Origin of the sequence: Streptomyces sp. NBC_00386 (assembly GCF_036063235.1) — a bacterium.
Lineage (GTDB): Bacteria > Actinomycetota > Actinomycetes > Streptomycetales > Streptomycetaceae > Streptomyces.
On sequence record NZ_CP107950.1, the window covers coordinates 8,750,337 to 8,774,334 of the forward strand.

A 23,998-nucleotide genomic window follows, 5' to 3' on the forward strand; every position below is an offset into this window, starting at 1 on the left:
TCGGGTCAGCCGCACGAGCCGCGTCGACCCGCGTCCCCGATCCCCTTCCAGGGCCCCCACCTCCTGGACGAGAGGAAACAACGATGTCCTCCTCCCTCGCCCTGCCCGCTCGCGGCGGCAGCAGACTGGCCGCGATCGTCGTCGGCCTCTGCTGGCTGGTCGTCCTCTTCGACGGCCTCGACATGTTCATCTACGGCTCCGTGCTGCCGCACATGCTGGAGACGAAGGCGCTCGGCATCGACCCCGGCAAGGCCGGCGACGTCGGCTCCTACGCCACCTTCGGCATGCTGATCGGCGCCCTGTGCTCGGGCACCGTCAGTGACTGGGTCGGCCGCAAGAAGACGATCGTCACCTCGACCGCCGTGTTCTCGCTGGCCTCCGCGGTCTGCGCCGCCGCCGGGAGCCTGGGCGTCTTCAGCCTCGGTCGCTTCCTGGCCGGCCTCGGCCTCGGCGGCCTGCTGCCGAGCGCGATCACCATGGTCACCGAATACGCGCCGAAGGGCCGCCGCGCCCTCATCGTGGGTTCCCTGATGACCGCCCACCAGGCCGGCGGCATCGTCGCCGGATTCGTGGCGCTCGGGACGGGCGACTGGCGGGTCTCCTTCTGGATCTGCGTGATACCGCTGTTCATCGGGGTTCCGCTGGCGGCCGCCTTCCTGCCCGAGTCGATGTCCTTCCTCCAGGCCAAGGGCCGCACCGACGAGGCCCGCGCGCTCGCCGACCGTTACGGGGTCGACCTGGCCGCCCGCGCCGAGGAGCGCCAGGCCGTGGCCGACCGCTTCAGCGCCGTCACCGCCCTGTTCCGCGGTGGCCGGTGGATGCAGACCCTGCTCTTCTGGATCGCGTCCTTCGGCGGTCTCCTCCTCGTCTACGGCGTCTCGCAGTGGCTGCCCTCGCTGATGAAGGCCAACGGCTACGACCTCGGCTCCTCGATCGGCTTCGTCATCGTCATCAACCTCGGCGGCATCGTCGGCATGCTGATCGGCGGACGCCTCACCGACAAGTTCGGCGGCTCGCGCATCTCCGCGATCTGGTTCGGCGCCACCGCCGTCGGGATCTACTCCCTCAGCTTCAAGATGGCGCTGCCCCTCACCTACACGGTCGTCTTCCTGACCGGCATGTTCCTCTTCAGCGCCCAGGCGATGATCTACGCCACGGTGGCGCACCGCTCCGAGGACGACAACCGTGCCACCGCGGTCGGCTGGACCTCCGGAATGGGACGCTTCGGCGCCGTCTTCGGACCCTGGCTCGGCGGCCAGCTGCTCGCCACCGGCTCGACCACCGCGGGCTTCACCGCCTTCGCCCTCGCGGGCGTCTTCTCCCTGGTGTTCGTCAGCCTGACCGGCCTGCGCCGCGTCCAGGCGACGCCCCTGAGTTCCGTCCCGCAGCAGGAGCTGGCCGCCACCGGCTGACCGGAGCGGCGCAGAGCCGGCGTCCGGGAAGGCCCTGCGGAAGGGCCCTCCCGGACGCCCTCATGCCCGGGGCGTACGCGCGGTGACGCCTGGCGAGTGATGAACAGGGAGGACACCGCCTTATCCCGTTGCCCCGTTCGTCCCGGGATGTTGAAGTGACCCCATGGATCACGTAGCGGTACTGGCGCTGTTCGACAGGGACATGCGGGAAGGCGCGCGGCCCGACGCGCCGGGCGCCCGCGTCGAGCGCGTCGGCAAGGTGGTGCGCCTTGTCGGCGCCGACAAGGGCTGGAACGGGGTGGTCTGGTCCGACCTCGACGCGACGGGCGCCGACGCGGCGATCGCCGAACAGGTGCGCTTCTTCTCCTCGCTCGGGGGCGACTTCGAGTGGAAGCTGTACGGGCACGACCGGCCGGAGGACCTGGGGCAGCGACTGCGGGCCGCGGGTTTCACCGCCCAGCCCGAGGAGACGCTGATGGTCGCCGAGCTGAGCGATCTGGCCCTCGACGGGGAACCGCCCGAGGGAGTACGGCTGCTGCCGGTCACCGACCGCGCGGGCGTGGCCCTCGTCGCCGACGTCCATGAGCAGGCCTTCGGCGGCGACAGCACCCTGCTGCGCCACCAGCTGCTCGCCCAGCTCACCGGCGACGCGAACACGGTCGTCGCCGTCGTGGCGCTCGTCGGAGACGTCCCGGTCAGCGCGGCCCGCATGGAACTCCCGCCGGGGGCCCGGTTCGCCGGGCTGTGGGGCGGCGGGACCGTCGAGGCCTGGCGGGGCCGGGGCATCTACCGCGCCCTCGTCGCCCACCGGGCCCGTGTCGCCGCCGAGCGCGGCTACCGCTACGTCCAGGTCGACGCCTCCAGCCAGAGCCGCCCCATCCTCACCCGACTGGGCTTCCAGCCGCTCACCACGACCACGCCGTACGTGTACGAAGGGTGACCCCGGCCGCCGTCGACGCGTGCGGCCGGGGGTGATGTCGCCGCGCTGAAGGCGGCCGTCCGACACAGGAGTCCGTCGTAGGGCGCCGGGTCCCGGCCGGGAACTCCGGCCGAGCCCCCGGGACCGATGCGGGACCGACGCGGGGTCGACGCGGGGCCGAGGGGACCGGCACCCCGTAGCGCCGCTGTCCCAGTGCCTGCCCCTCAGAGGTCCAGCCGGTATTCCAGCTCCCGGTGGGTCGGCCGATAGCCGAGCGCGTCGTTGATGCCGATCATGTGCGCGTTGCTGTCGGCCGTGTCGGTCAGCAGTCCGGCGAGTTCCGGGTACCGCAGACGCGCTGCGCGGATCGACTCCGCCTTCATCCACAGCCCGAGGCCGTGGCCGCGATGTCCGGGCAGGACGCCCGTTCCGTAGTGCTGGGCGTCGCCGCGCCCGCCGCCCGGTACGACGAGTTCCGAGAATCCGGCGACGGACCCGTCCGAGCGGTCCACCACGGCCACCGTGTGCAGCGCGTCGCCCCGTTCGAGGACGGCCTCGGCCACGGCCACGACCCGCGTGACGTCCCAGACGTCGATGCCGTGGTCGCTGTCCTCCATCGGCATGTCGTCCATGGCCCGGCGGGAGTCGGCGAAGGTGTGCGCCAGTTCGGGCGGCACGACGCCGTCCCAGCTCGTCAACGCGTACCCCGGGTGCGGGCGTCGGGCGATCGCGGTCACCGCTTCGAGGTCGAGTTCCGGCAGCGAGAGGCGGGCGAACGTCAGAGCCAGCACCGGGCGGAACCCATGGGCCGTGAGAAACGGTTCGCCGGGGGAGCCGGCCGTGACGCGGGCGACCAGCGACCGGCGTCCGTCGCCCCGCGCGGCGGTCAGGGCGGCGTCCAGAAGGGCGCCGCCCGCTCCGGCACGCCGCTCGGCCGGGTGCACCGCGATCTCCAGCTCGGCGCGATGGTCCCGCCCCTTCCCGCCGGGCAGCCGAAGGAACGCCGAGCCCACCGGGACCCCTTCGGCGTCCGAGGCCAGCCAGGCCAGTCGTCGGTTCGAGGGGGAGGAGCCGGGATCGGTCAACGGCGTGATGCGTGGCGGCAAGGTGTCTCCGTGAAGTGGCGGCGCAGGCATGCGAAACCCGCAGAACGTAGCCGCACACACCCCCGCCCGGCAACGCAATTCGGCGAGCGCCGCCCGTCAGCCGATTCCGGCCCGGCGCCGACCGCTCAGTGACGCCCCCTGGCCCGGTCCAGTGCCGTGACGCCGATCGCGGCGAGGCCTATCTGAATGAGCCACTCGATCCAGTCGACGCCCTTGGTGTCGGCGACGCCGAACGCGGCGGCGATCCCCGACCCGATGAACGCGGCCACGATGCCGACCACGATCGTCCACAGGATGCCGATGCGCTGGCGTCCCGGCACGGCGAGCCGGCCCAGTACACCGATGACGATGCCGATGACGATGGCACTGATGACGCCCGAGATCTCCATCTCCGCCCCTCCTGGTCGGTCCCCCGTAGTTATGTATCTGCCCGCATCGGGCCCGGCCAGTCCGTCGCCGCGCGGGCACTCGCGGGGATGCCGCCGGAGGGCCCGCGGCGCGCCCCGTCCGCCCCCTGGGCAACTCTCGTTTGGACATGTACCGTTCAATAATCTGTTGAACGGGAGACAGTCAACTTCCGTTCTACGCGCGCAGACTTGGCGCCCGCACCGCCTCTCCCCCCTCATCACCGGAGGTTCGTCGGATGCTCGGATTCAGGAAGTCCCGCCACAGACTCACCACCGCCCTGGGCCTGTTCGGACTGCTCGTCACGGGTGCCGCGCTCCAGGCGGCCACCGCTGTTCCCGCCCGCGCGGCCACCCCCCACCGCGTCCTGTTCGACAACGGCCACGCCGAGACCGCGGGCAACGCCGACTGGATCATCTCCACCAGCCAGCCCGACCCGCTCGGCCAGAACTCCAGCCCGACCTCGGAGACTTCCTGGACGGGCGCCCTGTCCTCCTGGGGCGTGGCCCTGCAGAACACCGGAAACTACAGCCTGAAGACGCTGCCTTCGGGCTCCAGCCTCACCTACGGGGGCAGTGCCGCGACCGACCTGTCGAACTTCGACGAGCTGGTGCTGCCCGAGCCCAACACGCTGTTCACCACGGCCGAGAAGACCGCCATCATGACGTTCGTCAAGAACGGCGGCGGCCTCTTCATGATCTCCGACCACACCGGAGCCGACCGCAACAGCGACGGCTACGACGCGGTCGAGATCTTCAACGACCTGATGAGCAACAACAGCGTCGACAGCACCGACCCGTTCGGCTTCTCCATCGACACGCTGAGCATCAGCTCCGACTATCCGAGCGCCATCAGCGACAGCACCAACACGATTCTGCACGGCTCGTTCGGTACCGTCACCAAGAGCCTGATCGCCAGCGGGACGACGGCCACGCTCAAGCCGGCCGACAACTCGGCCGTCAAGGGCCTGCTCTACCGGACCGGTTACTCCGGGAACACCGGCGCGTTCTTCGCGACCAGCACGTTCGGCAGCGGCAAGGTCGCGTTCTGGGGCGACAGTTCCCCGATCGACGACGGCACCGGCCAGTCCGGCAACACCCTGTACGACGGCTGGAACGACACCGGCGCCACCAACAAGGCCCTCGCCCTGAACGCCACCGACTGGCTCGCCGGCACGACCAGCGGCGGTGGTGGTGGCGGTGGCACCTGCACGGCCGCGCAACTGCTCGCCAACCAGGGCTTCGAGTCGGGCAGCACGTCCTGGACCGCCACCAGCGGGGTTATCACCAACAGCGCCGACGAGGCGGCCCGCACCGGTTCGTACAAGGCCTGGCTCAACGGCTACGGCTCGGCCAACACCGACACGCTCGCGCAGTCCGTGACCATCCCCTCGGGCTGCTCGGCCACCCTGAGCTTCTATCTGCACGTGGACACGGCCGAGACGACCACGAGCACGGCGTACGACACCCTCAAGGCCCAGGTCGTCAACAGCAGCGGTACCGTGCTGTCGACCCTGGCCACGTACTCGAACCTGAACGCCGCGTCCGGGTACACGCAGCGCTCGTTCAGCCTGGGCTCCACCTACGCCGGGCAGACGGTCACGATCAAGTTCACCGGCGTCGAGGGCTCCACGCTCCAGACGTCGTTCGTCCTCGACGACACCGCGCTCAACGTGAGCTGAGCGCGAGCCGGACGAGGGGCGGGCCCGGAACCGGGTCCGCCCCTCGCGCCGTTCCACCGGGCCCGGACGGTTCTACCGGGCCCGGACCGTCCGCTCCTCCGTGTTCCACCCGGAGATCCGCACCGCGGGCCCGGCCCCGTGCAGTTCGGCCGTCCGGCAGGTCGCCGTCAGCGTCACCGACTCGCCCGGCCACAGGCTCACCTGGTTGTCGGACCACCGCACCGGCAGCACCGGCCTGCCCTTGCCGTCCACGAGATGCGCGTCGGTCAGGAGCGAGGGCGTCTTCCCGCTCCCGTCGTTGCGCAGGACGACCTTCGTCGTGGAGGTCCCGCCGGGACCCGAAGAGGTCGACACAGAGGCCGAAACCGGCACCCGGGCCATGGAGTTGAGCCCCTTGAGGTCCGCGTAGCTCGTCGTCGGCGTGTAGTACCAGTCGGTGTTCGCCCAGTCGATGGTGTCCGGCCGGGTCGACAGCCAGTAGACGTTGCGGCTGACCTCCCTGCCCCCGGCGTCGCGCAGCACCAGGCGCGCCAGATACGTCGTCGACAGACCCCTCACCGAGGACGGCACCGTGAGCGCGGTGCGGCGCGCCCCGTCGCCCCGCAAGGTGACACCGGTCGCCGTCCTGTCGTACCGCTGTGTGCCGGCGGTGTCGAAGAGCGTGACCCGCGCCGTGAGGCCGGACACGGACGCGTGCCGGTTGTTCACGACGACGACGGACCGGTCGTCGTACGAGTACTGGATGTGCAGGGGCTCATTGGCCTTCTTCGCCCCGAAGTAGGCCCCGCCCTGGTCGAGGTAACGGTCCATCAACTGCCAGTGCAGCGACGTCCATCCGCTGTTGAGCATCCAGTGGACGACCCCGGTCGAGGGCTTCGAGGAGTCGGTGGCATTGCGCCCGTACGCCTCGAATTGCGCCCGTACGTTCTCGTACTGGGCGAGCTGCGCCTTGCGCACGTAGTCGGTGAGACCCGTCGGCGCGCCGTAGCGGCCGGCCAGGGCGGCGTCGTAGATCTTGAGGGTGCCGAAGACCGGGGACGGTGAGCGGTGGTACTGCCTGACGTCCGGGTTCTTCCAGAGGGTGTCCAGTTCGGCGGGCGACATCATGCGGCGGAGGGTGTCGAGGGTGGGGATGTCGGGGCCCGCGCCGGTCTCGGAGTTGAAGCCGGTGGCGCCGCCCTCGCGCTTGGCGTACCAGTAGCCCGGCGGGATCCAGTCGTAGGGCCCGGTCATCTTCATGCCCGAACTGCCGGACACCGGGGAGGATTTGTCGGACGCCGCGGCGACCACCGGGGTCGGCCAGTCGGCCGCCTTCAGCGCGTCGAGGTAGGTCTTCTCGATCCTGGCGTCCGGCGCGAAGTCGCTGCCGATGAGGAAGGAGATGACGCTCGGGTGGTCGCGCAGCCGGGCGGCCTCGGCGGCCATCGACGCCTTGGCGACCGGGTAGTCGGCGGCGGTCCACTTGTCGCCGGTCTCCGTGCCGTTGACCTGCCCCTCCCACTTGTCGCAGCACTCCCAGCCGGGCAGGGTGAGAATGCCGTAGCGGTCGGCGAGGTCGAAGAACTCGTCCGGCTCGATGTGGCCTTCGAGGCGGATGGTGTTGAGGCCCAGATCGCGCACATACCTCAGCCGGTCCTCGACGTACTCCCGGTCCCAGCGCAGGAACTCGTCCGGGGACCAGCCGCCGCCCTTGATGAGCAGCCTGCGGCCGTTCACGCTGTACTGCCGGGCGCCGTCGGCATTCAGGGGCGCCTTCACGTCGCGGACGCCGAAGTCCTCGTGTGCGGTGTCGGAGGCGGCACCGGCGACGGAGACGGTCAGATCGAGGCCGTACAGCGGCTGCCCGCCCATGTCGGCGGGCCACCACACCCTCGGTGACGTCAGGTGCAGCCCGGGGGCGTCGGACGGCGAGAAGGCGACCGCCTTCGTCTGGTGGGCCGCGAGCGGGACGGTCTTCGAGAACGACACCGGGCCGATGCGGCCGGACACCGTGGCCGTGACGGCCGAGCCGGTCTCGTTGCGGGCCCGCGCCTTGACCGTGAGGTCCGCGGACCTGAGCGAGGACACGTCCAGGCGGGTCAGCACATGCGCGTCGCGCAGCGCGACCGGGCCGCCGCGGCGGACAAGGACGTCCCGGACGATGCCCATGTTCTGGTCGGGCGGCGGCTGCAGCCAGTCGATCCAGCCCATGGTCAGGTTCTTGTTCGGATCGTTGGGCCGGATGCGGAAGGCGACCGTGTTGGTGCCCGCGCGCACCAGCGAGGTGATGTCCAGCTCGTGGTGCGTGTAGGCGCCGGCCACCTCGGCGGCGTCGGCGACCCGGCGGCCGTTGACGTAGACGTCTGCCGCCGAGATCACCCCGCTGAAGTCCAGATAGCTGCGCTCGGAGGTGTCGGTGACCGTGAAGTCCGAGCGGTACCACCAGGGCACGGTGAAGTCGGCCTTCGGGACCTTCCGCAGGTTCGTCGAGTAGAACGGATCCGCGTACGTCCCGTTCGCGAGCAGCGCCGCGAGGACCGTGGAACGGGAGCCGGCCGGGTACCAGCCGCTCACCCCGTAGCCGGGGCTGGAGACGGCGGACGCCGGGTCGAGGACCTTGGCGCTGGACTGGATCGCGTACCCGGACAACGCCGTGGCGCTGCCCGGCGCGGAGGCCACCGGTGTGACGCGGACGTGCGGCACGGCGGTCGCTCCGATGTCGGGCCCGTCGGCCCAGGCGCTCGCGGAGAGGGTGCACAGCAGGCTCAGGGCGACGGCGGCCGTGGCGAGGCGCCGCCGGGAGGCAGGGCGGTGGAACACGGTGATCTCCTTGGGAGGTGGGGGAGCATCCGCGCTTCGGCACTGCAAGTTAGGAAACTTTACTAACTAGGTCCACAAGCTAGGCCGGTGAGTAAGCCATGTCAATCACCGGCCCCGTCGATCACAGCGGGGCGGGCCTTCCTCACTCGCCTCCCGGCCCCCGCTTCGCACCACCGACGCCAGCCGTGCCGACCGCCCGTGCCAGCCGTTTCGACCGCCTGTGCCGACCGCCCGTGTCGACCGTGCCGCCCGTGTCGGCCGGTCCGGCCGCGTCGACCGTGCCGGACGCGCGAGTTGTGCCGGGCGGCGGCGGGCGCCGCCCCCGGTTCAGGATGCCGACCTGCGCTCGAACACCACATCGCGCGCGGTCCCCAGCGCCGTGGCCACCGCGCCGAGCAGCACCGCGTCCTCGCCCAGACGGCCGGGTGCGATCCTCGGGCGCAGGGGTGTGAGGGCGCGCAGGGTCTCACGGACCGGCTTCAGCAGCAGATCGACGCTGTGGCCGACGCCGCCGCCCAGAACCACCAGGTCGGGATCGAGCACCGCCGTCGCGGCCGCCACCGTGTGCGCGATCCGTTCGCCCTCCAGCCGGACCGCCTCGACCGCGGGCTTGTGGCCTTCCCGGGCGGCGTCGAAGACGGCCTTCGCGGTGAGCTGCCCGGTCATGCCGAAGTGCCGGGCGGCTTCGACGACCGCCTCGCCGGACACCGCGTCCTCCAGGGTCTCGGGCTTGTGTTGGCCGGGCCACGGCAGGAAGCCGATCTCACCGGCTCCGCCGTGCGCCCCCGTGAACAGCCGTCCCTCGCTGACGACACCCATGCCGAGGCCGGTGCCGATCATGATGTACGCGAACAGCCGACTGCCGGCGCCGACCCCGTACGTGTACTCGCCGAGTGCCGCGAGGTTCGCGTCGTTGTGCACCTCCAGCGGGATGCCGAGTTCCTCCCGCATCCGGTCGAACAGGCCCGCCCGCCCCCACCCGGGCAGATGCATCGCGTACCGCACCCGGCGCTGCTTCTCGTCGTACACGCCCGGCGTGCCCACCACCGCGTGGGCCACCTCGTGCGCGCCGACACCGGAGTTGGCGACGACCTGGTGGGCGGTGGAGACCACCAGGTCGGCCATCGCCCCGGAGGTACGGGCACGGTTGCGCACGTCGGCGCGCGCGACCACCGCGCCGTCGAGATCGGCGACCGCGACGCGCAGCCAGCTGCGGCCGATGTCTATGCCGAGCGCGTACCCGGCCGCGGGGTCGGGGGCGTACAGGACGGCGACCCGGCCGCGCTCGGGAGCCCGCGTTCCGACCTCGTGGACGAGTCCCGCCTCCTCCAGCGCGGCGAGCGCGCTGGAGACCGTCGGCTTGGACAGGCCCGTCTCGCGGGCGAGTTGCGCGCGCGAGGCGGCACCGTCGTTGCGCAGCCGGTCGAGGAGCAGTCGCTCGTTGGTGCTGCGCAGCCGCTGGCGGTTCCAGGGCTGTTCGGGCTGCTCTGCGGTGTCGTCGGCGGGCATCGGACCATTCTCACTCATTCATGACACCCTCTTGACGTGCTTAGTAAGGCTCCTTAACTTTATCGCCCAGTCAGCTTCGCCGGGCGAGCCAAGGGGAGTCCAGCGCCGACCGGTCACCCGCCGCCCTTGATCCGTCGGCCGCCATCGACGCCGGCCGTCACCTCGTACCTCTCCCCGCGTCCTGTCCTGAGGAGGACCCGTGTCCGGTACCCCGCCACCCGCCGGCGGTTTCGTCCGCCGTATCGGCCTGTTCCAGGCCACCGCCATCAACATGAGCCAGATGTGCGGCATCGGGCCGTTCGTGACGATCCCGCTGATGGTCGCCGCGTTCGGCGGCCCGCAAGCGGTCATCGGCTTCATCGCCGGCGCTCTGCTGGCGCTCGCCGACGGGCTCATCTGGGCCGAGCTCGGCGCCGCCATGCCCGGTTCCGGCGGCAGTTACGTCTATCTGCGCCAGGCCTTCCAGTACCGCACCGGGCGCCTGATGCCGTTCCTGTTCGTGTGGACGGCGATGCTCTTCATCCCGCTGATCATGTCCACGGGCGTGGTCGGCTTCGTGCAGTACCTGGGCTATCTGGCCCCTGACATGGGCAAGACCACCGGCGACCTCGTCGGACTCGGCATGGTCGCCCTCGTCGTCCTCCTGCTGTGGCGGGGGATCGAGCACATCGCGCGGATCACCGCTGTCATGTGGGCCGTGATGATCACCTCAGTCCTCCTGGTGATCGTCGCCGCCGCCACCGACTTCAGCGCCGACCTCGCCTTCACCTACCCGGCGCACGCCTTCGAACTGTCGGGCAGCCACTTCTGGATCGGCTTCGCGGCAGGCCTGACCATCGGCATCTACGACTACCTCGGCTACAACACCACCGCGTACATGGGCGCCGAGATCAAGGACCCCGGCCGCGTCCTGCCCCGCTCCATCATCTTCTCGATCCTCGGCATCATGGTGATCTACCTGCTGCTCCAGATCGGCACACTCGGCGTCATCGACTGGCACCGGATGAAGGACCCCGGTGACATCGCCTCCACCTCGGTGGCCTCGGCGGTCATGGAGGAGACCTGGGGCAAGGGCGCCGCCGACACCGTCACCGTCCTCATCCTGATCACCGCGTTCGCCTCGGTCTTCACCGGACTGCTCGGCGGCTCGCGGGTGCCCTACGACGCCGCCCGCGAGCGCGTCTTCTTCCGCCCGTACGCCAAGCTGCACCCCAAGCACCGCTTCCCGATGCTGGGTCTGGCCACGATGGGCGTCATCACGGCGATCGGCTTCCTGATCGGCCGCCACACCGACCTCGCCACCCTCATCCAGCTGCTGACCACGGTCATGGTGATCGTCCAGGCGCTGGCCCAGGTCGTCGCCCTGTCGGTGCTGCGCAAACGGCAGCCGGGCCTGCGCCGCCCGTACAAGATGTGGCTCTACCCGGTGCCGAGTTTCCTGGCCCTCGCCGGCTGGCTCACCATCTACGGCTACGCGGACAAGAACTCCCCGGGCCGCCACCCCATCGAGTGGTCGCTGGCCTGGCTCGCCCTCGGCCTCGTCGCCTTCGTCGTCTGGGCGCGCCTGGACAAGGTGTGGCCGTTCGGCCCGAAGGAGGTCACCGAGGAGTACCTGACGGCGCCGGCTCCGGAGACGGAACCCGCCGGGGCGTGACCGCCCGGGGCGCCCCCGGACGCACGATGTCCGGGGGCGCCCACCTGAATCCGACGGCCTGGGCAGATCTGGGCCCTCGGACCCTCCGGCAGCCTGTCGCCGCCGGTCACGGAGCTCAGCCGTGGCCGTCGTCGGCCGGCTGGCTCCAGGTCCGAAGGACCACGTCCCGGCCCTTCGCCGTACGGACCACGGGTTCGTCACCGGCGAGAACGAAACCCGTCGCCTTGGCGACCGCCTCGCTCGCGGTGTTCCCGTCCTCGATGCACAGCACGACGCGCCGACCTCCGACGCGACGGTGGGCGAAGTCCACGACGAGCCGGACCGCGCGGGTCGCGAGCCCCCGGCCCCGGTAGGCGGCCCCCACGCCGTAGGCCAGCTCGACGTCACGGTCGTCGGCCGTGCCGGGGAACAGCAGGATCTCGCCCCGGGGCCGCGCACCGTCCGTGGTGATGGCGAGCTGCACCCCGCGCCTCTCGGCGGCCTTCTGCTCGGCCGCCGCGAGGTAGGCGAGCGCCGCCTCCGCGTCGAAGGGCGAGACGACCGGTGTCCACCGGTCGATCTCGGGATCGTCGTAGAGCGCGACGAGATCCGCGACGTCGTCGTCGGACCACTCGCGCAGATGCAGTCCCAGCCCGCCGATGCGCAGGGGCCGGGGCAAGTCGAACGTCGGTCGGCTGTCCATCGGACGATCGTGACGTGCCGGGCGGGCGAAGGCCAAGGACGCGAGGACGCGTACATGGGTCCGGACAGCGCGGCCGGTGCCCTTCGCGGCCCCTTCGTGTGTTGTCCGGATGCGCGGGGGCGGGGCCAGGATAGAAAGGGGACATCGTCCGATCGTCGGGAGGCCGTGATGCTCGTCCCTTTCGGAGCCCTTGATTTCCTGGACCGCGCCGTCACCGTGTACGGCGACCGCCTCGGTGTCGTCGACGAACCCGACCAGCCGGCCGAGCCCTGGGAAGGGCTGACCTACCGGCGCGTCGGTGAGCTGGCCAGAGCCCAGGCCGCCGGGCTCGACGCGCTGGGCGTCCCGCACGGCGCGCGCGTGGCCGTCGTCTCGCCCAACAGTGCCCGGCTGCTCACCTCCTTCTTCGGTGTCAGCGGCCACGGCCGGGTCCTCGTACCGGTCAACTTCCGTCTGACGGCCGACGAGGTGAGCTACATCGTCGAGCACTCGGGCGCGAGCGTCCTGCTCGTCGACCCCGAACTGGCCGACCGCTTCGCCGGGGTCGACTGCAAGCACCGCTTCACGCTCGGTCCCGCCGCGGACGCCGAGCTGTACCGCTTCGACACCGAACCCCGGCCCTGGGAGGCGGACGAGAACGCCACCGCGACGATCAACTACACCAGCGGCACGACGGCCCGGCCCAAAGGCGTACAGATCACGCACCGCAACATCTGGGTCAACGCCACGACCTTCGCCCTGCACGCCGGGGTCACCGACCGTGACGTGTACCTGCACACCCTGCCCATGTTCCACGCGAACGGATGGGGGATGCCGTTCGCGATGGCGGGCCTCGGCGTCCGGCAGATCGCGCTGCGCAAGGTCGACGGGGCGGAGATCCTGCGCCGGGTCGCCGAGCACGGCGTGACGGTGATGTGCGCGGCCCCGGCCGTCGTCAACGCGGTGCTGGCCGCCGCCGAGTCCTTCGACGGCGAGATCCCCGGCCGCGACCGGGTCCGTATCATCGTCGCCGGAGCGCCGCCGCCCACCAGGACCGTCGCACGGGTCGAGTCCCTGCTGGGCTGGGAGTTCATCCAGATCTACGGCCTCACCGAGACCTCGCCCCTGCTCACCGTCAACCGCACCCGCGCCGAGTGGGACGGCCTCGACCCGCAGGACCGCGCCGAGAAACTGGTACGCGCCGGCGCCCCCGCGCTGGGCGTGACCCTGCGCACCGCCGCCGACGGCGAGATCCTCGCGCGCTCCAACGTCGTGCTGGAGGGCTACTGGGAGCAGCCCGCGGAGACCGAACGGGCGCTGGCCGAAGGCTGGTTCCACACCGGCGACGGCGGATCCATCGGTGAGGACGGCTATCTGACGATCAGCGACCGCAAGAAGGACGTGATCATCACGGGCGGTGAGAACGTGTCCTCGATCGAGGTGGAGGACGCGCTCTTCAGCCATCCGGCGGTGGCCGAGGTCGCGGTCATCGGGGTGCCGCACGAGAAGTGGGGCGAGACCGTCAAGGCCCTGGTGGTCCTCGCTCCGGACGCGGAGGCCACGGAGAGTGAGCTGATCCAGTACTGCAAGGAGCGCCTCGCCGGATACAAGGCGCCGACCTCGGTCGAGTTCCGGGACGTCCTGGCCCGGACGGCCACCGGCAAGCTCCAGAAGTACAAGCTGCGCGAGCCGTACTGGGAGGGGCACGAACGGCACGTCAACTGACCGTCGCTCCCGGTGACGGCGGGCGTCGCGGCGAGGGCGGTCCCCGCGTCCCGGCGCCCCGGTGGCCGGGAGTGACGGAACGATCGCCCTCGGTGTTCGGCCGCCGGGCGGTCCGGCCCTTCCTCCGCCCGGCGCGGAGGAAGATCGGGCCCCGGCCCATCCGTTCGGCCCTCTGCTTCGGAATACCTCCGAGAGCTCCGATCTCCCGATCAGGAGCCGGGCGGGAGGAATCCGATGAGAACGAGGCACGGGCCGGCAGGCGCTCCGGACGGCGGCGCCGGGCACACCGGACAGGAACGCCCGGGGGCACTCCGGCGTACGGCCGTGATCGGCGGGGGAGTGGCCGGGCTCACCGCCGCGTACGTGCTGGGCCGAGAGCGGCCCGTGGCCCTCTACGAAGCGGACGACCGGCTCGGCGGACACGCCCACACCCACGACCTGACCTCGTCCGACGGACGCCTGCACCGCGTCGACTCGGGCTTCATCGTGCACAACCACCGCACCTACCCCCACCTGCTGCGGCTGTTCGCCGAACTCGGCGTCGCCACGCAGGAGTCCGAGATGAGCATGTCGGTGCGGTGCGAGGGATGCGGACTCCAGTACGCAGGCGCCCGGGGCCCCGCCGGTCTGTTCGCCCGGCCGCGCAGCGTGCTGCACGGCCCCTACCTGCGGATGCTCGCCGAAGTCCCGGCGTTCCACCGCGCCGCCCGCCGACTGCTGGCCGACGGCGGCGAAGACGCCCTGACGCTCGGCGAGTTCATCGCCCGGCAGCGCTTCTCGCCCTATTTCACGCGGCACTTCATGACCCCGCTCGTCTCCGCCGTCTGGTCCTGCGACGCGGCCACGGCCCGCCGCTACCCGGCCGCCTACCTGTTCCGCTTCATGGACCACCACGGCATGCTCTCGGTGGGCGGCTCGCCCGCCTGGCGCACGGTCACCGGAGGCTCCCGCTCCTACGTCGACCGACTGGCCAAGGAACTCGACGCGGTGCACACCTCCACCCCGGTCCGGGCCGTGCGCCGCCACGCCGACGGAGTGGACATCACCACCGAGGACGGCACCACCGCCTCGTACGGCTCCGTCGTCATCGCCGTGCATCCCGGCCAGGCCCTGCGGCTGCTCGCCGACCCCACCCGCCTGGAGCGCGAGGTGCTCGGGACGTTCCGCTACTCGCGCAACACCACCCTCCTCCACACCGACACGGCGCTGCTGCCGAGTGCCCGCCGGGCACGCGCCTCCTGGAACTACCTGATGCCCGACTGCGACACCGACGCCGACCGGGTCCGGGTCAGCTACGACATGAACCGACTCCAGCGGCTGGACGCGCCCGAGACCTACGTCGTCACCCTCGGCGGCGAGGACCGGATCGACCCGGCACGGGTCCTGGCCCGCATGGAGTACGAACACCCCGTCTACACGCCCGAGTCCGTCGCCGCCCAGCGCCGTCTCCCGGCCCTGAACAGCCCGGTGACCGCGTACGCCGGCGCCTACCACGGCTGGGGCTTCCACGAGGACGGCTGCCGGTCCGGCGTCGAGGCGGCCGAGGCACTGGGGGTGACCTGGTGACCGGCGTCCCCGCTCTCTACCCCTGCACGGTCGCGCACGTACGGACCCGTCCCACCCGGTACGCACTCCGCCACCGGACGTACATGTGGCTGACCGACCCCGACCATCCACCCGAACTGCCCTGCCCGCTGCGCCCGTTGGCCCGCTTCGACCCCCGCGACCACTTCGACGGCGACCAGCCGAGCATCCGTGCGGGCCTGGACCGCTTCCTCGCCTCGCACGGCGTCGACCTGCACGGCGGACCGGTGCTGATGCTCGCCCACGCCCGAGTCCTCGGTCATGTCTTCAACCCGCTGACCCTGTACTGGTGCCACGACCCCGACGGCACCGCCCGCTGTGTCGTCGCCGAGGTGCACAACACCTACGGCGAACGGCACACGTATCTGCTGCGCCCCGACGACAGCGGCATCGCGCGGACCCGCAAGGAGTTCTACGTCTCGCCGTTCTTCCCCGTCGACGGCGCCTACCGCATGCGGCTGCCCGAGCCCGGCAGCCGACTCGATCTGACGGTGCGTCTGGAACGCGCGGGAAACCGGCCCTTCACCGCCACCGTACGCGGGACACGGCAGGCGGCGACGGTCGGCGCGCTGCTGCGTCAGGCACTGCGCCACCCGTGGTCCACCGTCGCCGTGTCCGCCGCCATCCGGCTGCACGGCATCCGCCTCTACCTGCGCGGGCTGCCCGTCCAGCCCCGCACCCCGCGACGAGATCAGGAGAGCGTGAAATGACGACAGCCGAGTCCTGTCCCGTCGGGACACCCCGACGGGACACCGACCCGCTCCGCTGGCCGGACGTCGTGACCCGGCCGCCGTCGTCGCGGGCCCGCACGGCCGTCACCCGCGCGCTGGTGCTGAGGGCGCTCGAACGACTGCCGCTGCGGGCGCGGTTCGCGGACGGAACCCGCGCCGGCCTCGGCGGCCCGGTCATCGACATCCACGACCCGGCCGCCTTCCACCGCCGCATCGGCGCCCAGGGCCTCGTCGGCTTCGGAGAGTCCTACATGGCGCGGGAGTGGGACGCGCCGGACCTGGTCGCCGCGCTCACCGTGCTCGCCGGCAACGCGGCCCGGCTGGTCCCGGCACCGCTCCAGAGACTGCGGGCGCTCTGGGCGATGCGCCGGCCGGACATCCAGCGCAACACCCCCGCGGGAGCCCGCCACAACATCAGCCGCCACTACGACCTGTCCAACGACCTGTTCGCGCTCTTCCTCGACGACACCCTCAGCTATTCGTCGGCCCTCTTCCGCGGCTTCCCCGCTTCCTGGACGCTGCTGCCCGCCGCCCAGCACCGCAAGATCGACCGGCTCCTCGACCTCGCCGACGTGGGACCCGGGACACGGCTCCTCGAAATCGGCACCGGCTGGGGCGAGCTGGCGATCCGCGCCGCCGCCCGCGGCGCCCGCGTCACCTCGCTCACCCTCTCCCGTGAACAGCGGGCCCTGGCCCGTGAACGGGTGCGCCGGGCGGGACTCGACGACCGGGTGCGCATCGAACTGTGCGACTACCGCGAGGCCACCGGGACCTACGACGCCGTGGTCAGCGTCGAGATGATCGAGGCCGTGGGAGAGGAGTTCTGGCCCGTCTACTTCACCACCCTCGACGCCCGGCTCGCCCCCGGCGGCCGTCTCGCCCTCCAGGCGATCACCATGCCGCACGACCGCATGCTCGCCTCCCGCGACACCTTCACCTGGATCCAGAAGTACGTCTTCCCCGGCGGGCTGCTGCCCTCCGTGGAAGCGGTGGATGAGGTGACCCGCGCCCACACCGGTCTGCGCACCATCCGCAGGGACGCCTTCGGGGAGCACTACGCGGAAACGCTGCGGCTGTGGCGCGAGCGGTTCACCGAGCGGGCCGACGAGGTCGCGGCGCTCGGCTTCGACGAGACCTTCCGCCGGATGTGGACCTTCTATCTCGCGTACTCCGAAGCCGGATTCCGCTCCGGCTATCTGGACGTCCAGCAGTACCTGTTCACGAAGGAGGACCCCACGCCATGAGCGGTTTCCCCTGGGAGGCGTTCGCCCGGAACCTCGTTCTCACGGCCGGCGCGGCGTTCGCCGTCATGCTCGCCACCTTCGCCGTCGCCGTACGCGGGGGCCTGCACCGGATCGTGGACGTCGCCTGGGGGATCGGCTTCACCGCGGTGGCCCTCGTCACCTTCCTGGCGTCCGCCGGTGAGGGCGACGAGGCCCGCCGCGTGCTCGTCACGGTCCTCACCTCGGTGTGGGGACTGCGGCTGGCCGTGCACATCGCGCGGCGCGGCCGGGGACACGGCGAGGACCCGCGCTACGAAGCCCTGCTGGCCAAGGCGCCCGGCAGCCGTGACCTCTACGCCCTGCGCATGGTGTACCTCCTGCAGGGGGCGCTGGTGTGGCTGGTGTCGCTGCCCGTCCAGGCCGCGCAGTACATTCCGGGGCCGCTGACGGGCTTCGCCTGGGCAGGCACCGCCCTGTGGGCTCTCGGGCTGTTCTTCGAGGCGGTCGGCGACGCCCAGCTGGCCCGCTTCAAGGCCGATCCGGCCCACCGCGGCCGCGTCATGGACCGGGGCCTGTGGAGCTGGACCCGCCACCCCAACTACTTCGGCGACTTCTGCGTCTGGTGGGGCCTGTTCCTGCTCGCGTGCGACAGCCCTCAGGCGGCCGCCGTGGCCCTGGTGTCGCCGCTGGTGATGAGCTACCTCCTGATCAACGGCAGCGGAAAGCCGATGCTGGAGCGCCACATGGCGCGGCGCCCGGGTTTCGCCGAATACGCGGCGCGCACCAGCGGCTTCTTTCCGCTGCCACCGAGACCGCGCCGCTGACCCGCTCCAACGGAGCCGAGTGTTCGTCCCCTCCCCCCAACGGAGGGGACGAACACTCAGACGGGGAGGCCCAGCAGGGCCACCGGCGCGGACGTCGGCCTGGGGGAACCACCGGCCGGCTCCACGGTGATCCCCATGCCGGACGCACCGTCGAGGGAACCCTCCAGCGGTACGGCCTCGGTCGTGCGGCCCGGGTCCATCAGCCCGGCGGACCGCATGGTTCCCGCGTCGTCGAACCACAGCTGGTAGACCTTGCCGCCCGGCGGTTTCGCCATCTTCGAGGAGATGAACACCGCCTGGTCCCGGCTCCGGGACACGACGACCGTGCCGCTCGCCCCGCCCGCCAGCTTCGCCGTACGTGACCTGGCGTCGGGGGCGGTGAGGACCGCGGCCACCTGCTCCGCACGCCGTTCGGCCTGCCGTGCCTGCTCCTGGGCGTCCTGGGCGCGCTCGTGCTGCCACACCGCCGTACCGCCGAGCGAGGCCGCCGCGGCCAGAGCCGCGGCCAGCGCCCATCGCCCGGGCCGGCGCCGGCGGATGCCGGGGGCTCGGCGAGCCCTGGGGGGAAGGGCGTACGGCGGCTCCTGGCGGACCGTGGTGATCCGCCGCATCACCTGGTCCTTGAGGGCCGGGCCCGGCGAAGCCGTGACGGCCAGGCCCAGCCGCGCCGCGGTGGCACTCAGCTCACGGACCTCCTGCGCGCAGTCGGCGCAGCCCGCGGCGTGCCGCTCGAAACGCTCGCGTTCGTCGTCGGCCAGCGCGTGCAGCGCGTACGCGCCGGTCAGCGTGTGCAGATCCACCGGGGTCACGCCGTGACCCCCAGACAGTCGCGCAGCCGGATCAGACCGTCGCGCAGCCGGGTCTTGACCGTGCCGAGGGGAGTCGCCAGCAGCTCCGCCACCTCCCGGTAGGTCAGCCCGCGGTAGTAGGCCAGGGTCACCGACTGGCGCTGGAGCTCGGTCAGTGTGCGCAGACAGCGCCGTACCTGCTCACGTTCCAGGCGCGCCTCGACCTGTTCGGTCACCTCGTCGAACGGGGCCGTCCGGTCGAGGAGCGCGGCCTTCTGCTCCCGCGCGGCCGAGGCCTCGACCGAGCGCACCCGGTCCACGGCCCGCTGATGGGTGAGGGTCAGGACCCAGTTCATCACCGACCCCCGCTCGGGGCGGTAGCGGGCGGCGGTCCGCCACACCTCGACGAGCACCTCCTGCGCCACCTCCTCCGACTGAGCCGGGTCGCGCAGCACCTTGCGCACGATGCCGAGGACCGGGCCCGCCACCACGTCGTAGAGCGAGGCGAACGCGTCCTGGTCACCGCGGGCGACCCGGGACATGAGATCGGGCAGGTCCGGCTCCGCGGACGGCTTTCGCCCGATCTCCACGGCTTCCTTCACGGTGTGGTCCTCCGAGACGCGACGACGGTTCGGATGTGATCCGGAGCCGGTGGGGTGGTGGATTGGCCCGCGGGCCGGAAAGTGCTGGTGGGCCCTTTGCGCTCAGACCTCCGCCAGTGGGCGCAGACAGTCGCGGAGCTGGTGCATACCGCGTCGGGAGTGGCTCTTGACGGTGCCCAGCGGCCAGCCGGTGCGCCGGGCGATCTGGGTCTGCGTGAGGTCCTCGTAGAACGCGAGGTGCAGGACCCGGCGCTGCGGGGTCGGGAGCTTGGCCAGCTCGTGCCGGACGACGACACGGTCGAGCGTGGCCTCGGGCCGGGACCTGGTGTCGTCGGCGAGGACCAGGAGGGCGCCGGCCGCGCCCACCAGCTCGGTGCGCCTGGTCCGCGCGGACAGGGCGTCGGCGATCTTGCGCCGGGTGATGCCGACGAGCCACGCGGCCACCGGGCCGCGTTCGGGCCGGTAACCCCGGGCCCCCCGCCACACGGCGAGGAACACCTGCTGGGTGACGTCCTCCGCCTCGCGCGCGTCGCCCAGCGAACGCCGGGCCAGGGCGTGGACGAGGGGAGCCCAGCGCCGGTACGCGGTGGCCATGGACGCCTCGTCCCCGTCGACGATGCCACGGGCCAGGTCCGCGTCCGTGAGCGCGTCCCCGGACTCGGCGGTCGGGTGCTCGGCGGTCGGATCTGCGCTCATGGCCACGGCTCCTTGCTCCGGGAACTCCCTGTGTGGGGCCCCGTGAAACCGATTGTGTGAACCATGCGACAGAGGCGACAACTCGCATCGTTTCTGCGTCGTATAGTCGCCGTATGGGTGATGGCCGGTCGGATCAGGGTCGGGAGCCGGGCACGGGATCCGCCGAAGCCGGTGTCACCACAGGTGCGCTGGCCCGCCGCCTGGGAGTGTCACCCACCACGCTGCGTTCCTGGGACCGCAGATACGGAATGGGCCCCGCGGTCCGTTCCGGCGGACGGCACCGCCGCTGGACGCCCCAGGACGTGGCCATGCTCGAGGAGATGTGCCGGCTGACCTCGTCCGGAGTCCCGCCCGCCGAGGCGGCCAGGGCGGCGAAGGGCAGGTCCGACCCCCTGGCGCCCGAGGGCGGGAGCGCGGCCGACGGCCTGGAACACCCGGCACCGTCGGCCGGAGCGGAGCCCTTCGGGGACCCCAGGCAGGAGTGCAAGGGGCTCGCGCGCGCCGCCGTACGCCTCGACGCGCCTTCCCTGGACGACCAGTTGACCTCGCTCGTCGAGCGGCACGGCGTGGTCGTCGGCTGGGAGGAGGTGATGGTGCCGACCCTGCACGCGGTGGGCCGCAAATGGGAGTCCGCCGGGGACCGCTACGTGGAGGTGGAGCACCTGCTGTCGTGGCAGATCTCCCGGGTGCTGCACCGCGCTTCGGGACCGGTGGGGCCCCGATCGCCGGCGGCCGGCGGTCCGATCGTGCTGGCCTGCGTCCCGGGCGAACAACACTGCCTCCCGCTGGAGGCGCTGCACGCGGGGCTCGTCGAACAGGGCCTGCCCGCGCGGATGTTCGGCCCCGCCGTGCCCCCCGAGGCGCTGACCGCGGCGGTGCGCCGGCTGGGACCGGTCGCCGTCGTGCTGTGGTCGCAGACCCGTTCCACCGCCGACCGCCCGCTGGCCCGGCACATCGCGGCGACCGCCTGGGGAGTCAAGGGCGCCCGCAGCCATCCCGCCGTCCTGCTCGGCGGCCCCGGCTGGGCCGGACGCCAGGAACAGGGCATGCTCCGGCCGCCGGGACTGAGGGAGGCGCTCACCACGCTGGTGAGCCTGGCCGAGGGCTGAGCCGGAAGGCGGCCGCCCTCACGAACTCCCGCTCGGGCCGCCGCCGTTCACCCCACCTGCGTGGTTCAGCCCACCGTCGGCGTCGGCGAGGGCAGCGAGGCACCGCCCGCGGGCAGCGACGCCCCGCCCGAGGGCAGCGCCGCACCACCACCCGCCGGCGGTGTCAGGACGACCTCCGGCTCGCCGGGCTGCGGCGCGGGAGGCGTCAGATTGACCGCGGGCACCTTCGGGATGGTGGTCTCCTGGATGATCACCTGGTCGAAGTCGACCAGTCCGGTCTTCTCCATCACGGTGATGTGGTCCAGCACGGTGTCGTTGGCCTGGTCGGCGAGCTGCCGTACGAGGGAGTTCTCCGTCGAGGCGCGGATCTTCGCCACGGTCGAGAAGATCTGTCCGTGGGTGATGCGCAGGATGTTGGCGAAGTCGGTGTTGAACTTCGAGCCGGAGTCCGCGCTCAGCGTCGCCACGAAGCCCTGCTGCTGCGGGGACGGCTTGTTGGGCAGCGTGATGCCGAGTTCCTTGGCGACCTTGCGGCTCGTGGTGTCGAGCCCGGCATGCCCCGCGATCAGGTGCTGCCCCGCCGTGCGGACCTCCGGGGTGGTCCCCTTCTGCAGGGCCAGCTGCCCGACCGGGTACTCCCACAGCCCCGCCGCGCGCACCTTGACGACGAAGTCACGGTCGGCCTCGGTCAGCGGCCCCGAGGACGGATTGGCGATGATGCGGACCGGGGCGGCGGACGTGGTCTGGACCCCCAGCATGGCCGGATAGGCGAGCGCGGCCAGGGTCAGCGTCAACGCACCGGTCACGAAGAGGGTTCCCGCGTTCCGTGTAATGCGCATTGAGCAGCCTCCTGGGGGCGGGTACGGCGGTTCCGGAGCCGTTGGCTCCGGGATGGCCGCGCGATGGATCCGGTGCGCACGGATCCGGTACGAGTGGTTCGGACGACCACCAGTACGGCGGCGCACCGCTGAGGAATCTCTACAACAGGTAAAATCCTCGGCAGTTTATATTCGATTCGGATCGTTCCTGCACGCGGCCGCGGTGTTGTTGCCGGTCCAGGCCCCGGGCGTTGTTGTCAGTCCAGGCCCCGGGCTTTCTTGAACCGGGCCAGCCCCTCGGACAGGTCGACGATCGGGTCCGGGTAGTCGCGGGCCGCCCGGTCCAGGCCCCGGACCTTCCACGGCTCGTGCACCGCGCGCCCCGCGATTCCGGCCAACTCGGGCACCCAAAGCCGAACATATGCCCCTTCCGGGTCGTAACGCCGTGCCTGGGTCAGCGGGTTCAGGACACGGTTGGGCCGGCTGTCCGTGCCCGTTCCCGCCATCCACTGCCAGTTGAGCTGGTTGTCGGCGACATCGCCGTCCACCAGCAGGTCCAGGAAGTGCCGGGCCCCGACCCGCCAGTCCACGTACAGGGTCTTGGCCAGGAAGCTCGCGGTGAGCAGGCGCCCCCGGTTGTGCATCCAGCCCTCGTGGCGCAGTTGCCGCATCGCGGCGTCCACCACCGGATAGCCGGTCCGCCCCTCCCGCCAGGCCTCGATGTCCTCCTGTGCCTCGGCCCCCGAACGCCAACGGTCGTGCCGGGGACGGTAGTCGGCGGCGGACGCGTCCGGCCTGGCCGCCAGCACCTGGTGATGGAAGTCCCGCCAGGCGAGCTGTCGTACGAACGCCTCGGCGCCCGGACCGCCCACGCCGCGTGCCCGGTGGACCAGTTCGACCGCCGACAGCGTGCCGAAGTGCAGATGGGGGGAGAGCCGGGAGGTCGCGTCGCCGGGCAGGTCGTCGTGGCGGTCCTCGTACGCCCCGATCCCGTCGCGCAGCCAGGCCGTCAGCCGTTTCCTGGCCTCCGTCTCGCCGCCCCGGGCCAGCCCCTCGGACACCGTGGACACGTCCGGGCGCGAGGGGATCGCCTCCGAACCGACGCCGTCCGGCACCCGGACGGCCCGGGGAGCCGCGACCGGGTCCCGCAACGGCTGCCGCGCCCAATGGCGGTGGTACGGCGTGAAGACGGCGAAGTGGTCGGAGGCCGCCGGGGTCACCGCACCGGGAGCGAGCGCGGTGATCACCGCCTCGTGGACGTGCAGGCGGCGTCCCTGCGGTTCCAGCGCGGCGCGCAGCCGCTCCTCCCTGCGGTGCGCGTAGGCGCTGACCCCCGCCGCGATGTGCACCGCGTCGGCGTCGGCCTCGACGGCCGCCCTGGCCACCTCGTCCGCCACGTCGCCGGAGCGCACCACCAGTCGACCGCCGCGGTCACGGAGCCCGGCGTCCAGGTCCGTCAGACAGTCGGCGAGGAACGCCATCCGGTTGGGGGCGGTGAACCCGGCGTCGGCGACGGCCTCGTCGCGGACGAAGAGCGGCACCACCGCGTCCGCACCGTCGAGGGCGGCCCGCAGCGGCGGGTGGTCGTGCAGGCGCAGGTCGGAGGTGAACAGGACGATCGAGACGGTCATGGGGTGGCTCCGGGGGCGGTGCTGAGAGGGGTACGGCGTCGGTCTGCTTCGGTCCGGGCAAGTCCCGCGGATGCGGTTCGGACAGCTCGCGCGGTACGGACACGGACGCGGTCGGGGAGCC

At 71.8% G+C, this 23,998-nt stretch carries 20 protein-coding genes; 10 read left to right on the forward strand and 10 right to left on the reverse strand.

Features of this window, described 5'->3' with window-relative positions; genetic code table 11:
• Window positions 1-83 precede the first annotated feature (83 nt).
• Window positions 84-1,412 carry an MFS transporter gene (locus tag OG780_RS38245; RefSeq protein WP_328456039.1) on the forward strand — a complete coding sequence of 443 codons (1,329 nt, stop codon included), beginning with the start codon at window positions 84-86 and terminating at the stop codon, window positions 1,410-1,412.
• Window positions 1,413-1,575: 163 nt separating this feature from the next.
• Complete coding sequence (locus tag OG780_RS38250; protein ID WP_328456041.1) at window positions 1,576-2,352, forward strand: GNAT family N-acetyltransferase; 777 nt, start codon at window positions 1,576-1,578, stop codon at window positions 2,350-2,352.
• Window positions 2,353-2,555: 203 nt separating this feature from the next.
• On the opposite strand, the gene OG780_RS38255 is transcribed toward OG780_RS38250, so the two are convergent.
• Window positions 2,556-3,437, reverse strand: coding sequence for a GNAT family N-acetyltransferase (locus OG780_RS38255; RefSeq protein ID WP_328456043.1), 882 nt, complete (start codon window positions 3,435-3,437; stop codon window positions 2,556-2,558).
• Window positions 3,438-3,562: 125 nt separating this feature from the next.
• Window positions 3,563-3,826 carry a GlsB/YeaQ/YmgE family stress response membrane protein gene (locus tag OG780_RS38260; protein ID WP_328456045.1) on the reverse strand — a complete coding sequence of 88 codons (264 nt, stop codon included), beginning with the start codon at window positions 3,824-3,826 and terminating at the stop codon, window positions 3,563-3,565.
• 254 nt (window positions 3,827-4,080) lie between these two features.
• On the opposite strand from OG780_RS38260, the gene OG780_RS38265 reads away from it, so the two are divergent.
• Window positions 4,081-5,523 carry a hydrolase gene (locus OG780_RS38265; RefSeq protein WP_328456047.1) on the forward strand — a complete coding sequence of 481 codons (1,443 nt, stop codon included), beginning with the start codon at window positions 4,081-4,083 and terminating at the stop codon, window positions 5,521-5,523.
• A 72-nt stretch (window positions 5,524-5,595) separates the two neighbouring features.
• Here the strand turns inward: OG780_RS38265 and OG780_RS38270 are convergent, their stop codons facing one another.
• Complete coding sequence (locus OG780_RS38270) at window positions 5,596-8,322, reverse strand: glycoside hydrolase family 2 protein (protein WP_328456049.1); 2,727 nt, start codon at window positions 8,320-8,322, stop codon at window positions 5,596-5,598.
• Window positions 8,323-8,649: 327 nt separating this feature from the next.
• A complete protein-coding gene (locus tag OG780_RS38275) occupies window positions 8,650-9,849 on the reverse strand; it encodes an ROK family transcriptional regulator (RefSeq protein WP_443062259.1) in 1,200 nt (399 codons plus the stop codon).
• A gap of 181 nt (window positions 9,850-10,030) precedes the next feature.
• Between OG780_RS38275 and OG780_RS38280 the strand changes: the two genes are divergently transcribed.
• Window positions 10,031-11,485, forward strand: a complete 1,455-nt coding sequence (locus OG780_RS38280; RefSeq protein ID WP_328456051.1) for an APC family permease — start codon at window positions 10,031-10,033, stop codon at window positions 11,483-11,485.
• Window positions 11,486-11,600: 115 nt separating this feature from the next.
• Here OG780_RS38280 and OG780_RS38285 read toward each other — a convergent pair whose 3' ends face one another.
• Window positions 11,601-12,167, reverse strand: coding sequence for a GNAT family N-acetyltransferase (locus OG780_RS38285; RefSeq protein WP_328456053.1), 567 nt, complete (start codon window positions 12,165-12,167; stop codon window positions 11,601-11,603).
• Window positions 12,168-12,335: 168 nt separating this feature from the next.
• Between OG780_RS38285 and OG780_RS38290 the strand changes: the two genes are divergently transcribed.
• The 5 genes from OG780_RS38290 (at window position 12,336) to OG780_RS38310 (ending at window position 18,233) form a co-directional block, all read left to right on the forward strand.
• On the forward strand, window positions 12,336-13,871 hold the full coding sequence (locus OG780_RS38290; protein WP_328456055.1) for an AMP-binding protein: 1,536 nt from the start codon (window positions 12,336-12,338) through the stop codon (window positions 13,869-13,871).
• Between the two features lie 234 nt (window positions 13,872-14,105).
• Complete coding sequence (locus OG780_RS38295; protein ID WP_328456057.1) at window positions 14,106-15,437, forward strand: NAD(P)/FAD-dependent oxidoreductase; 1,332 nt, start codon at window positions 14,106-14,108, stop codon at window positions 15,435-15,437.
• Window positions 15,434-16,165 (forward strand): DUF1365 domain-containing protein, encoded by a 732-nt coding sequence (locus OG780_RS38300; RefSeq protein WP_328456059.1) that lies wholly within the window; start codon window positions 15,434-15,436, stop codon window positions 16,163-16,165. The genes OG780_RS38295 and OG780_RS38300 overlap by 4 nt, the downstream gene beginning before the upstream one ends.
• Window positions 16,162-17,430: a cyclopropane-fatty-acyl-phospholipid synthase family protein gene (locus OG780_RS38305; RefSeq protein WP_328456061.1), complete on the forward strand. Its 1,269-nt coding sequence runs from the start codon at window positions 16,162-16,164 to the stop codon at window positions 17,428-17,430. The genes OG780_RS38300 and OG780_RS38305 overlap by 4 nt, the downstream gene beginning before the upstream one ends.
• Entirely contained in the window at window positions 17,427-18,233 is an 807-nt protein-coding gene (locus OG780_RS38310) for a DUF1295 domain-containing protein (protein ID WP_328456063.1), read from the forward strand. Before OG780_RS38305 ends, OG780_RS38310 begins: the two co-directional genes overlap by 4 nt.
• Before the next feature lie 56 nt (window positions 18,234-18,289).
• Here OG780_RS38310 and OG780_RS38315 read toward each other — a convergent pair whose 3' ends face one another.
• The 3 genes from OG780_RS38315 to OG780_RS38325 all read right to left on the reverse strand — a co-directional run bounded on the left by OG780_RS38315 (window position 18,290) and on the right by OG780_RS38325 (window position 20,319).
• Window positions 18,290-19,042 (reverse strand): anti-sigma factor, encoded by a 753-nt coding sequence (locus OG780_RS38315; RefSeq protein ID WP_328456065.1) that lies wholly within the window; start codon window positions 19,040-19,042, stop codon window positions 18,290-18,292.
• Window positions 19,039-19,623 (reverse strand): sigma-70 family RNA polymerase sigma factor, encoded by a 585-nt coding sequence (locus OG780_RS38320; protein WP_328456067.1) that lies wholly within the window; start codon window positions 19,621-19,623, stop codon window positions 19,039-19,041. The genes OG780_RS38315 and OG780_RS38320 overlap by 4 nt, the downstream gene beginning before the upstream one ends.
• Before the next feature lie 102 nt (window positions 19,624-19,725).
• A complete protein-coding gene (locus tag OG780_RS38325) occupies window positions 19,726-20,319 on the reverse strand; it encodes a sigma-70 family RNA polymerase sigma factor (protein ID WP_328456069.1) in 594 nt (197 codons plus the stop codon).
• A gap of 113 nt (window positions 20,320-20,432) precedes the next feature.
• Here OG780_RS38325 and OG780_RS38330 point away from each other — a divergent pair, with 113 nt between their 5' ends.
• On the forward strand, window positions 20,433-21,428 hold the full coding sequence (locus tag OG780_RS38330; protein WP_328456071.1) for a MerR family transcriptional regulator: 996 nt from the start codon (window positions 20,433-20,435) through the stop codon (window positions 21,426-21,428).
• Between the two features lie 65 nt (window positions 21,429-21,493).
• Here the strand turns inward: OG780_RS38330 and OG780_RS38335 are convergent, their stop codons facing one another.
• On the reverse strand, window positions 21,494-22,267 hold the full coding sequence (locus tag OG780_RS38335; protein ID WP_328456073.1) for a DUF4142 domain-containing protein: 774 nt from the start codon (window positions 22,265-22,267) through the stop codon (window positions 21,494-21,496).
• 236 nt (window positions 22,268-22,503) lie between these two features.
• Window positions 22,504-23,877 (reverse strand): cryptochrome/photolyase family protein, encoded by a 1,374-nt coding sequence (locus OG780_RS38340; RefSeq protein ID WP_328456075.1) that lies wholly within the window; start codon window positions 23,875-23,877, stop codon window positions 22,504-22,506.
• Between the last annotated feature and the right edge of the window lie 121 nt (window positions 23,878-23,998).